Raw genomic sequence first — 11,559 nt, forward strand, 5'->3', positions numbered from 1 at the left:
CCGCGCTCATCCGTGTCGCCTCCTGAAGTCGTCCATGAACTCGACCAGCGCAGCGACGCCGGTTTCCGGCATCGCGTTGTAGATCGACGCACGCATGCCGCCCAGCGCGCGATGGCCTTTCAGACCGATCAGCCCGGCTTTCACCGATTCAGCGAGGAACGGCTTGTCGAGCGCTTCGTCGTGCAGGAAGAACGGCACGTTCATGCGCGAACGCGCGTCGGCCGCCACTTCGTTTCGATAGAAGCCGCCGGAGCCGTCGATCGCGTCATACAGCGCCTTCGACTTGCGCGCATTGCGACGCGCGAATTCCTCGACGCCGCCCTCGTTGAGCATCCACTTGAACACCAGCCCCGCGAGATACCAGTTCCATGTCGGCGGCGTGTTGAGCATCGACTCGCCCTTGACGTGCGAGCGGTAGTCGAAGATATCGGCACGCGGCTGGCCGGCGCGGTCAAGCAGGTCGCGGCGGATGATCACGACGGTAACGCCCACGGGGCCGAGGTTCTTCTGCGCACCCGCGTAGATCACGCCGAACTTCGAAACGTCGAGCGGCTCGGACGCGATGTTCGAGCTGAAGTCCGCCACCAGCGGCACCCTGCCGACATCCGGAACGTCGCGGAACTCGACGCCGTGGATGGTCTCGTTCGCGGTGATGTGCACGTAGGCCGCATCGGGCGACAGCTGCCACTCGCCCCGCGGCGGGATGTCGCGGAAATCGCCGGCTTCGCTGGTCGCAGCGACCTGCGCATCGACATACGGCTTGGCCTGCTTGATCGCGGTCTTGCCCCAATGGCCGCTCACGACGTAGTCGGCACGCTGTCCCGGCGTCGCGATGTTGAGCGGCACCAGCGCCTGCGCGGTGGTCGCGCCGCCGGCCAGGAACAGGATCGCGTAGTCGTCGGAGATCGACATCAGCTGCCGCAGGTCCGCCTCGGCCTCCGCCGCCACGCCCATGAACTCGGAACCGCGATGGCTGAGCTCGACGATGGACGCGCCTACGCCACGCCAGTCCAGCAACTCGTCGCGCGCCTGTTCGAGCACGGCTTCCGGGAGGGTGGCGGGACCGGCACTGAAGTTGAAGACGCGCGACATGGGGCACCTGCGATCGGGGTGAAGGCCGAGTATGCCGCAGCGCAGCACGGCGGGCGGCCGCCCCTGCATCTTTTTCATCATGACGCTCGTCTAATCGGTTATCGAACCCGGGAGACGCCCCATGTCCCTGCACGACGCCCTGCGGATCCCCGCTCGCGACATCACCGACGAAGCTGTCTACCGCGACCGACGCCGCGTCGTCGCCGCGCTGGCCGCATCGGGTGCGCTCACGTTGTCCGGCTGTGCGAAGGCCGCCCCACCAGCCGCACCCGCCGCGGCGAAGATCGACCCCGCGCGCATGCGTGCCGGCTTCACCACGAATGAAACGCGCACGACGTACCAGGACGTCACGACCTACAACAACTTCTACGAGTTCGGCACCGGAAAGGCCGATCCCGCGAATGCACCCCGCACGCTGCGCACGCGCCCGTGGACCGTCGCGGTCGGCGGCCAGTGCGCGAAGCCGGGACGCATCGGCATCGATGACCTGCTCAAGGGCCTGAAACCCGAGGAACGCGTCTACCGGCATCGCTGCGTCGAAGGCTGGTCAATGGTGATCCCGTGGCTGGGCGTGCCGCTGGGCAGCGTGCTGAAGCGCTTCGAGCCGACATCGAAGGCGAAGTTCGTCGCGTTCACGACGCTGGCCGATGCGAAGCAGATGCCGGGCCTCTCCTACCCTGCGCTCGACTGGCCGTATCGCGAAGGCCTGCGCATCGACGAAGCCATGAACCCGCTGGCGCTGCTCGCCACCGGCATCTATGGCAAGCCGCTGCTGCAGCAGAACGGCGCGCCGCTGCGGCTCGTACTGCCGTGGAAATACGGCTTCAAGTCGATCAAGTCGATCGTTGCGATCACGTTCGTCGAGCACATGCCGTTTACGAGCTGGAACGATCAGGCGTCCGACGAATACGGCTTCTTCTCCAACGTCAATCCGGCGGTCGACCATCCGCGCTGGAGTCAGAAGACGGAACGCCGCATCGCGGGCACCGGCAGCAAGCTGTTCGCCGACCGCATCCCAACCAAACTGTTCAACGGCTACGCCGAACAGGTGGGATCGATGTACGCGGGCCTCGACCTGAGGAAGTGGTTCTGAGCGCGGCGGTCGCGCGCCCGGTGCGTCGACGCACTGAACCGGGCGTCGTCATCGCGAAGGCGGTCGTGCATGTGCTCGCGCTGCTGCCTGCGGCGTGGCTGGCGTGGCAGATCCGCAACGAGGTGCAGCTCGGCACCGGCGCGTTGGGCGCGGACCCGGTCGCGGCGATCGAGCACTTCCTCGGCCTGTGGGCGATCCGCTTCCTGATGATCACGCTCGCGGTGACGCCGCTTCGCCAGCTCACCGGCAAGGCCGTGCTGCTGCGCTTCCGCCGCATGCTGGGGCTGTACACGTTCTTCTACGCGACGCTGCACTTCGCGGCGTGGATGATTCTCGACCTGCGGCTCGACGCATCGCAGATCGGTGCCGCGATCGCGAAGAAGCCTTTCATCACCGTCGGCTTCGCGGCGTGGCTGCTTCTGGTGCCGCTTGCCGCGACGTCGTTCCAGCGCGCGATGCGTTCGCTAGGTCGACGCTGGGGGCAGCTGCATCGCGCGATCTATGTGATCGCGATTCTCGCAGTGCTGCATTTCTGGTGGCTCGTGAAGTCCGACATCCGCGAGCCGGCGCTGTATGCGGGCATCGCCGCGGTGCTGCTGGGCTGGCGCCTGTGGAAGCGCCTGAAACCGGCTAGCCCGCGCCGTACAGCAGCAACAGGCTGAGCGCGCCGGCGAGAAGCACGGCCGCGACGATCAACCACGGCATGCGTCGCGCGGCACGTCGCAATTGCGGCGGCGCGGGTGCGCGACCGCTCGGGCGACGCTCGCGTTCCGGCTCGACATCCGGCGGACGCGCGGCTTCGACGACGAAGCGATGCTGCCCCGCGATCACGAGCTGATCGCCCGGCAGCAACAGCGCGCTCGACAGCGAATGACCATTGACCCAGACGGGCGCGGCGGTCGTTGACGTCGTTGCACGCACGCCCTTTGCGGTGGCCCGCAAGGTGAGTTCACGCGGGCCGACGGCTTCGTCGTCGACCGGGATATCGCTATCCGCCGCGCGTCCGAGCACGCAGTCGCGATCCAGCGGAAAGCAGCGCCCGTGATGTCGACCGGCGATCGCGCGCAGAACCGCACGCCCTTCCGTGCGCGCCGATGCTGCGACGTCGGCGGACTCCGGGCGTCGTCCGACGAGTACGCATTCGACGCCGGCGAGGAAGATCGAATCACCCGCACGCAGCATCGCCATGCGACGGATCGGTCGACCGTTGACGTAGACGCCGCGCACGCCGTCGCGTACCTGCAGCCAGACGCCGCGCGAATCGACGTAGATATGCGCGACGGGTTCGGTGTCGCCCGCATGCCGTCCGTCGAGCATCGACGACACGATCGGATGCACGCCCGGCTCGAGATCGAGCAGGTCGCGGCCGGGATCGGTCTGTCGAAGTCGGAGGGCTGTCACGCGGCCGGAATCTAGCATGCCGACGCGGCGTTGCCGGCCCCTGCGCCACAATGCCTGCCACCGCACGCACCGGAGGCCGCATGCCCACCATCGATATCCGCCATACGCACAGCCTCGATCCCGCGCAGGCGCGCCAGGCCGTGCAGCACATCGCCGACACGCTCGCGCAGCGCTTCGGCGTCGCCCAGAGCTGGCAGGGCGATTCGCTGATGTTCAAGCGCAGCGGCGTGGACGGCCGCGTGCACCTCGAGCCCGGCGCAGTACGCGTCACCGCCGAGCTGGGCTTCCTGCTGGGTGCGATGAAAGGCACGATCGAAGACGAAATCCGGCGCGTGCTCGCTGAACGCTTCCGCTGATTTCCGCTGCCGGGCGTGTAGCCCGACGGTTATAGTCGCAGCCCCGGAACCGCACCCTCGCCCATGTCTGCAGCCATTGCCCTGATCACCGGAGTCGTGCTCGCCCTGATCGTCGCGGCGGGCTGGATCGGCTGGATCTGGAAGGTCGGGCTGGCCCGCTTCGACGCCGCCGAAGGGCTGGCGATCCTGTCGGGCATGCGCTGGCGCGAGCTGTCGAACCTGGTGGTCGATGCGCTGGGCGGCTCGGGCTTCGAGCGCGAGACCACCGAACAGCAGGCCGCACGCGGCTCGCAGGGCGAAGTGCACATCTATCGCGATGGCCGCCCCTGGATCCTGATCTGCCGACAGGGCGTCAACCATGTCGTGACGCGCGCCGCCGCCGAGGAATTCGCGCGTTCGGTGCGCAACGTCAATGCCGCGGGTGGCGTGATCGTGACGCCGGGTCGCGTCGAGCCGGACGCACGCCTCGTCGCACCGAACATCGAACTCGTCGACGGTACGGAGCTGTGGAGGCTCGTCGGCCCGTTGCTTCCGGGCAGCGTGCATAGCGAGGTGGCGTCGCGTGCCCGTGCACGTGCGTTGCGCTCGACGGGCACCGCGCTCGCGATCTCTGTCGTCGTCGGTTTCGCGCTGGGTTTCGGCCTGAGCCGCGTGGTCGGTGACGACGAAGAGTCGTCGGTCCCTTCCATCGCAACGACGACTGCTCGCACCGCGCCGCACGCGGCGCTCAGCACCGTCCCGACGCCTGTTGCGCCGATGACCGAGGACGAGGAACGCGAAGCCATCGTCGACGAGATCCGGAAGCTACCCGGCGTCGACAAGACACTGTGGTCGACGCGCTCGACGCTGCAGGTCTTCCTCAACGATCCGTCCGTTGCAACGGACGACGTGATCTGCGGCGTCATGAAGCGCCACGAGCTTCTGCGCTCGTCGCGACTGCAGATCCAGAGCCCGGCGGGCAGCGCCCGACCGGTGCGTTTCATGCAGTGCGCGGTCTACTGACTACGCCATCAGCCTTCGAAGCGCGAGAACACCAGGCACGCGTTGGTGCCGCCGAAGCCGAAGCTGTTCGACATCACCGTGCGCAGCTGCGCCGATCGGGTTTCACGCAGGATCGGATAGCCCGCGGCGCGCTCGTCGAGGTTCTCGATGTTGAAAGACGCGGCCATGAAGCCGTCGCGCATCATCAGCAGCGAATAGATCGCCTCGTGCACGCTGGCCGCACCGAGCGAGTGACCGCTCAGCGCCTTCGTCGACGACAGCGGCGGAATCGCATCGCCGAACACTTCGCGCACGGCCTGCAACTCGGTGATGTCGCCGACCGGCGTCGAGGTGCCGTGCGTATTGAGGTAATCGATCGGGCGATCGACGCCCGCCATCGCCATGCGCATGCAGCGCACCGCGCCCTCGCCCGACGGCGCGACCATGTCCACGCCATCCGACGTCACGCCATAACCGATCAGCTCGGCAACGATCGGAGCGCCGCGCGCCTGCGCATGCTCGAGCGACTCGAGCACGAACATGCCGCCGCCGCCCGCAATGACGAAGCCATCGCGATCGGCGTCGTACGGACGCGACGCCCTTTCCGGCGTGTCGTTGAACGAGGTCGACAGCGCACCCATCGCGTCGAATTGTGAGGTCATGCCCCAGTGCAGTTCTTCGCCACCGCCCGCGAGCATGATGTCCTGCATGCCGTGGCGGATCATGTCGGCCGCGACGCCGATGCAGTGCGCGGACGTCGCGCAGGCGGCGGAAATCGAATAGCTCACGCCCTGGATGCCGAAGCCCGTTGCGAGCGCGGCCGACACCGTCGAGCACATCGTGCGCGGCACCATGTAGGGACCGATGCGACGCACGCCCTTGGCCTTGAGCAGGTCGCCGGTTTCGATCTGCCACTGCGCGGAACCGCCACCCGAGCCCGCGATCGCACCCGCACGCGGCGTGCGCAGCGCATCGGGGCCGAGACCCGCGTGCGCGAGCGCGTCCATCGATGCGACGTACGCGTGGCCCGCGGCGTCGCCCATGAAGCGGCGCAGCTTGCGGTCGATGATCGCGTCGAGATCGATCGCGGGGTCGCCTGCGACGCGGGCGCGCATGCCGAGCGTTTCGTATTCGGGGATGTAACGGATGCCGGCGCGTCCTTCGCGCAGCGACTCGGACACCGTGTCGAGCTCGCGCCCGAGGCACGACGTCAGGCCCATGCCGGTAACGACGACGCGATGCATCAGAAGCCCTCCGTCGATCCGAACAGGCCGACGCGCAGATCCTTCGCGACGTAGATCTCGCGGCCGTCGACATACGTGCGGCCGTCGGCGATCACCAGCGCGAGCTTGCCGCGCATCACGCGTCGGATGTCGATCTCGTACGACACGACCTTCGCGTCCGGCAGCACCTGCCCACTGAACTTGACCTCGCCCACGCCGAGTGCGCGACCACGGCCGGGTTCGCCCAGCCACGGCAGGTAGAACCCCGCGAGCTGCCACATGGCGTCGACGCCGAGGCAGCCCGGCATCACCGGGTCGCCGAGGAAATGGCAGCCGAAGAACCAGAGGTCGGGATTGATGTCGAGCTCGGCGCGGATCACGCCCTTGCCGTTGCGACCGCCGGTCTCCGAAATTTCGGTGATGCGGTCGAACATGAGCATCGGTGGCGCGGGCAGCTTGGCGTTGCCGGGGCCGAACATTTCGCCGCGCGCACAGGCCAGCAGCTGGTCGCGATCGAAGGAAGAAGGACGGGTCATCGGTATGGCGCGGGGGAAAGCGGGCGAGTCTAGCGGCTGGCGCGTGATCTTCTCAGTGCGCCGCCGTAGGGTGGGAGGCGGAACGCGATCCGCGCAGCCTGCACGCGACGGCCGCGCGGCAACGTGAAACCGGCGCGAAGGCTTGGCGAGTCCGCGGGCGGCCCTTATACTGCGCGGCCCCGGGCGGTTAGCTCAGCGGTAGAGCATTGCCTTCACACGGCAAGGGTCGCAGGTTCGAACCCTGCACCGCCCACCAGATCGATCACGAAGCCGCCTCCGGGCGGCTTCGTCGTTTGCGGCGTCCGCGTTGGCACGGATGCTGCGAACCGGGCGCGGCGCGAAGCGGCCGTCGTCTGCTTGCACGCGCTGTAACGCTGCTGCAACGCGCTTTCGTCGGTTGGCCGCGTTAGCGCTGCGTTACAGCAGCCGTAACACCGCGAAGAACCTTCTGCACGAACGCGAAATCGTTGCAGCCTCACACGTGACGTTAACCGTTTCGCGTCTAGCCTCCCGCGGACTGGATTCACGGGACCTGTCATGGCCGACGCGCAGCAGCTGCAGCCCTCCGTACTCATCGTCGATGACGATGCCACGTTCGCTTCCGCTGCCGCCGATTTCGCGCGTGCGCATGGCTTCCAGACCTCCATCGCGCATTCGCTCGAGGAATCGCGCCGCGCCATGGGCCGCGGCATGAGCGACCTCACCATGCTCGACGTGACCCTGCCGGACGGGACCGCGTTCGACCTGCTCGCCGAGCTCGACGCTCGCCAGCACAGCCGCATCGCGCTGATGACCGGCGAAACGTCGCTCGAGACCGCCCGCCGCGCCGTTGGGCTGCCGGTGCTCGACTATCTGATCAAGCCACTTTGCCCGCAGCAGTTCGAGTCGCTGCTGAGCCAGGCGTCGGCGCGTGCGCTCGCGCAGATCGCCGGCGCGCGGCCCGACGGCATCATCGGCGAGTGCGAGGCGATCCGTCAGCTCGCAGCCGACCTCGAGCGCGTAGCGCAGACGCGCGTGTCCGTGCTGATCACCGGCGAGAGTGGCACCGGCAAGGAGCTCGTCGCGCGCGCGGTGCACGAGCGCAGCCATCGACGCGGCGCATTCGTCGCGGTCAACTGCGGCGCGATCGCACCCGATCTTCTCGCGAGCCATCTGTTCGGCCACGAGCGCGGCAGCTTCACCGGTGCGCAGCAGCGCCACGTCGGCTACTTCGAGCAGGCGAATCGCGGCACGTTGTTCCTCGACGAAATCACCGAAATGCCGCCCGCGTTGCAGGTCTACCTGCTGCGCGTGCTCGAAACCGGTGAGATCACACGCGTTGGTGGCAGCGAAACGATTCCCGTCGACGTGCGCATCGTCGCGGCGACCAATCGCGACCCGATCCAGAGCATCGAGCAGGGCGTGCTGCGCGAGGATCTCTATTACCGCCTCGCCGACTTCGTGATGGCGCTTCCGCCGTTGCGTGCGCGTGGCGACGACGTGGTGTTGCTCGCGAATGTGTTCGTCGAGCGGCTCAACGCCGAACACGGCCAGGTCAAGCAACTCGCACACGACGCCGAACGCATGCTCATGCGCCATGGTTGGCCGGGCAACATCCGCGAGCTTCGCAGCGTCGTGCAACGCGCCTACCTGCTGAGCGATGGCCCGCTGGTGCGCATTCCGACGCTCGGACGTCGCGCGATTCCACTGCACCAGGACGACAACAGCATCGTCTTCCACGTCGGAATGAGCTATGCGGATGTCGAGCGCGAGATGCTCACCAAGACGCTGGCGAAGGTCGACGGCGACAAGACCGAAGCGGCGCGCATTCTCGGCGTCAGCGTGCGCACCATCCACAACCAGCTTGCGCGACTCGCCGTGTCGGGCGAGACCGCCATGCCGCATGTCTGAGCCGTTTCCGCCGTATCCACCGCCAGCGCCCCATCCCGCCGTGCGCTGGCGACACGACATCTCGAACGAAGTGAATGCACTGACGATGGCGACCGCCGCGGCGCGTCGCATGATCGAGATCGGCGACCTGCACGCGGCGATGCTCAACATGGCGCGCGCCGAGGAATCGGGGCAACGCTGCATCGAACTACTGCAACAGATGCCGTTCCCGGGTTGAGCCGACGCAAAGAAAAAGGCCCGCGAAAGCGGGCCTTTTTCGTCATGCATTACGCACTCAGTGCGGCGAGGAACGCGACGCGCCGCCGTCCTTCTTCTGACCTGACGACGTCGACGCGGTGGAGCCGGACGAACCCGCCGCTCCGGAACCGCCCGTCGCGCTCGAACCACCGGCGTCGCCTTCGGACGAAGATGACTGCGAGCCACTTGCCGACGAACCACTACCGGACTGACCACTCGCCGACTTCGACTGGTCGCTGCTGGATTGCGACGACTGCGAGCCGGACAGCGATGACGAGCCCGAGCTACCGGACAGCGACGACTGCGAGCTGCTCTGCCCACCCTGGATCGCGGCGGACTGGCCGGACGACTGCGAACGACCCTGCGACTGCGACTGCGACTGGGAGCCCGACGTCACGCGAATGCGGTTGTCGATGTCACGCACGCCGGCGCACGACTCGGCGATGTCCTCGATGCGGTGCTTCATCCAGCGCTGGTCGACGTTGCCTTCCAGTACCACTTTGCCGCCTTCCGAACGCACTTCAACGTCCGACACATCGATGTCGTGCGCGTTCGACAGGCGCTCGTTGAGGTCGTCGATGATGCGTTCGTCCGAACGCACGTAGTTCTTCGGGCCGCGGCCGCGCTGCGACTGCTGCTGTCCGCCCTGCGACTGCTGGCCGTAGCCGTACATGCCGCCCTGGCTGCCCTGCGCGAACTGCGACGAGCCCGAGCCCTGGTTGTACTGCGACTGGCTGTCGCCCGAGAACGTGGACTGCGAACGGTTCGAGTAACCACCGTCGCCGTAACCGCGGCTGCCCGAGAACTGCGACTGGCCGGTGCCGTACTGCGACGAACCGAAGCCATTGCCCTGCTGGCCGTAGCCCTGCGAACCCTGTCCGTACTGCTGCGACGAGCCATAGCCCTGCTGCGAACCCTGCGAGCCGTGCTGCGACTGCTGCGAGCCGCCGTAACCGCTGTGCCCGTACTGCTGCGACGAGCCTTGTCCGTACTGCTGCGATCCGCTCGAACCGCCCTGGCCGTACTGCTGCGACGAACCCTGGCCCGACATCTGCGCTGAACCGTAGTCGCCCTGCCCGCGCCAGCTGTTGAAGCTCGACTCGTGCTGCATGTACGGGCTGCTGTAACCGCCGTGGACGCCCGTCTGCGATGCGCCGTAGCCGCCGACGAGATAGTCGCGGTCGCGATTGGCATCGCCACCACCGAAGCCGCCGCCCTGCTGGCCGTAGCTGCTGTTCTGCCCACCGTACTGCTGCGCGTAGCTGCCCTGCGAGCCGTATTCCGAACCCGAGCCGGACCCGTAGCCCTGTCCATACGAACGGCCGCCCGAACCCTGGCTTTCGCCGCCGTACGCGCCGTAGCCCGGCGTGCGGCCGTGCTGCTCACCGAAGCCCTGCGACTGGCGCTGCTGCGACGAACCCTGTGAGCCGTACTGCGACGAGCCGTAGCCCTGCGAGCCCTGCGAACCCTGTCCGTACTGCGACTGCTGCGAGCCGCCGTAACCGCCCTGCCCGTACTGCTGCGACGAGCCGTAGCCCTGCCCCATCGAACCGTGTTGCTGTCCGTACTGCTGGCCCTGTCCGAACTGCTGCGAGCCCTGGCCCTGCGAGCTCTGCTGGCCGTAATCCGATGTGCCGTAATTGCTCTGCCCGTACTGGTTGCCGCGCCCGAACATCTCGCCCTGATTCATCTGGTTCGAGTACGCCGGTTCCCACTGCCCGCTCTCGCGGCCCGCGCCCTGGCGCGACGCCTGCGAGTTCTCGGACTGATAGCCCTGCTGGCTGCCCTGGCGGCCGCTGGACTGTTGACCGTGTTCGTTGTTCTGCATGTCCTGTTTCCTCTCGTTGATCCAGTTTCGACTTGCGCTAAACGCCTCCGCACCGAGTCGCATCACATCGTTCGCGACTTCGCGTATCTGGCGCCCCAACTGTTGATCACGCACTGAGCTGTCCTCCGTGTTCGGATCTCGATCGCGTGGAATTCGCCGCCCGACAGCGACGCACCCAAGAGCGCAAGGTCCATGCCAATTGCAGAGCCTGTAGACGCGTCTTTTTTCACGCGATGTTTCTGCGCATGTTTCGACCGAGGGAATATTTTTCCGCACTCGCTCGCACTGCGCGTTCTGAATCATGCGCGTGCGCTTGCATGCGACGTGCGACGAAAAACATCGCGATCACGCGCGTTTGACGCGGCGCTGTCATACGGTTTGCGAGAGTTCAACGGGGCCGCGAGGCCCTCCCCCTCACGAGCGAGAAACGACCATGAAGAAGACTCTGGCCATCGCCGCCGTCATGCTGATGCTGACGGCTTGCCACAAGGACGCTGACGACCAGTCCGCCAACACGACGGCGGCAGGTTCCGATACGACGGCCACCGCGCCGGCGACCGACACCACCGGCGGCACCATGAGCGGTACCGACACCACGGGCACCGCGACCGGTACGACGGGTACGTCGTCCGATATGTCCGGTACGGGTACCGGTACGGGCACTGGAACCGGCACCGGCATGACCGGCACGGGCACCGACACCACCGGCGCTGGTACGGGCACCGGCACGGGTACGGGCACCGGCACGACAGGTACCGACGCGAACCAGCAGAACAACGGCAGCTCGTCGACCACGCCGCCGACCCCGTAACAGCCACGCAGCAGTCGACCTCGACGGCGGCCCTCGGCCGCCGTTTTTTATTGGGTGTCGTTATTGCGATGTTTGCTTCGAGACGACGATGCAACCGCGCCCGTGACGGAG

General features: G+C 67.1%; 12 protein-coding genes and 1 tRNA gene. 8 read left to right on the forward strand and 5 right to left on the reverse strand.

Translation table 11 applies throughout. The features are described from left to right. Positions 1-6 precede the first annotated feature (6 nt). Positions 7-1,092, reverse strand: a complete 1,086-nt coding sequence (gene serC, locus ACVWZN_RS05520) for a 3-phosphoserine/phosphohydroxythreonine transaminase (RefSeq protein ID WP_456952947.1) — start codon at positions 1,090-1,092, stop codon at positions 7-9. Positions 1,093-1,213: 121 nt separating this feature from the next. Here serC and msrP point away from each other — a divergent pair, with 121 nt between their 5' ends. Further along, complete coding sequence (msrP, locus tag ACVWZN_RS05525) at positions 1,214-2,185, forward strand: protein-methionine-sulfoxide reductase catalytic subunit MsrP (RefSeq protein WP_456952948.1); 972 nt, start codon at positions 1,214-1,216, stop codon at positions 2,183-2,185. A 20-nt stretch (positions 2,186-2,205) separates the two neighbouring features. After that, entirely contained in the window at positions 2,206-2,847 is a 642-nt protein-coding gene (locus ACVWZN_RS05530; RefSeq protein ID WP_456952949.1) for a protein-methionine-sulfoxide reductase heme-binding subunit MsrQ, read from the forward strand. Here ACVWZN_RS05530 and ACVWZN_RS05535 read toward each other — a convergent pair. Continuing rightward, positions 2,816-3,586 (reverse strand): FHA domain-containing protein, encoded by a 771-nt coding sequence (locus tag ACVWZN_RS05535; protein ID WP_456952950.1) that lies wholly within the window; start codon positions 3,584-3,586, stop codon positions 2,816-2,818. The genes ACVWZN_RS05530 and ACVWZN_RS05535 overlap by 32 nt on opposite strands. A gap of 80 nt (positions 3,587-3,666) precedes the next feature. Here ACVWZN_RS05535 and ACVWZN_RS05540 point away from each other — a divergent pair, with 80 nt between their 5' ends. Next, positions 3,667-3,942, forward strand: coding sequence for a polyhydroxyalkanoic acid system family protein (locus ACVWZN_RS05540; RefSeq protein WP_456952951.1), 276 nt, complete (start codon positions 3,667-3,669; stop codon positions 3,940-3,942). Positions 3,943-4,005: 63 nt separating this feature from the next. Then, positions 4,006-4,944 carry a restriction endonuclease gene (locus ACVWZN_RS05545; protein WP_456952952.1) on the forward strand — a complete coding sequence of 313 codons (939 nt, stop codon included), beginning with the start codon at positions 4,006-4,008 and terminating at the stop codon, positions 4,942-4,944. An 8-nt stretch (positions 4,945-4,952) separates the two neighbouring features. Here the strand turns inward: ACVWZN_RS05545 and fabB are convergent, their stop codons facing one another. After that, positions 4,953-6,167, reverse strand: a complete 1,215-nt coding sequence (gene fabB, locus ACVWZN_RS05550; RefSeq protein WP_456952953.1) for a beta-ketoacyl-ACP synthase I — start codon at positions 6,165-6,167, stop codon at positions 4,953-4,955. Then, the gene (fabA, locus tag ACVWZN_RS05555) at positions 6,167-6,682 is read right to left on the reverse strand and encodes a 3-hydroxyacyl-[acyl-carrier-protein] dehydratase FabA (RefSeq protein WP_027082119.1); all 516 of its coding nucleotides are present in this window, start codon (positions 6,680-6,682) and stop codon (positions 6,167-6,169) included. The genes fabB and fabA overlap by 1 nt, the downstream gene beginning before the upstream one ends. Before the next feature lie 181 nt (positions 6,683-6,863). On the opposite strand from fabA, the gene ACVWZN_RS05560 reads away from it, so the two are divergent. The 3 genes from ACVWZN_RS05560 (at position 6,864) to ACVWZN_RS05570 (ending at position 8,789) form a co-directional block, all read left to right on the forward strand. Then, positions 6,864-6,938, forward strand: a tRNA-Val gene (locus ACVWZN_RS05560). Positions 6,939-7,219: 281 nt separating this feature from the next. Continuing rightward, entirely contained in the window at positions 7,220-8,572 is a 1,353-nt protein-coding gene (locus tag ACVWZN_RS05565) for a sigma-54-dependent transcriptional regulator (RefSeq protein WP_456952954.1), read from the forward strand. Beyond that, positions 8,565-8,789, forward strand: coding sequence for a hypothetical protein (locus ACVWZN_RS05570; RefSeq protein WP_456952955.1), 225 nt, complete (start codon positions 8,565-8,567; stop codon positions 8,787-8,789). Before ACVWZN_RS05565 ends, ACVWZN_RS05570 begins: the two co-directional genes overlap by 8 nt. Positions 8,790-8,846: 57 nt before the next feature. Here the strand turns inward: ACVWZN_RS05570 and ACVWZN_RS05575 are convergent, their stop codons facing one another. Beyond that, a complete protein-coding gene (locus ACVWZN_RS05575) occupies positions 8,847-10,637 on the reverse strand; it encodes a BON domain-containing protein (protein WP_456952956.1) in 1,791 nt (596 codons plus the stop codon). A 433-nt stretch (positions 10,638-11,070) separates the two neighbouring features. Here ACVWZN_RS05575 and ACVWZN_RS05580 point away from each other — a divergent pair, with 433 nt between their 5' ends. Next, positions 11,071-11,448 carry a hypothetical protein gene (locus tag ACVWZN_RS05580; protein ID WP_456952957.1) on the forward strand — a complete coding sequence of 126 codons (378 nt, stop codon included), beginning with the start codon at positions 11,071-11,073 and terminating at the stop codon, positions 11,446-11,448. Positions 11,449-11,559 lie beyond the last annotated feature (111 nt).

The organism is Lysobacter sp. HA35 (genome assembly GCF_054061195.1).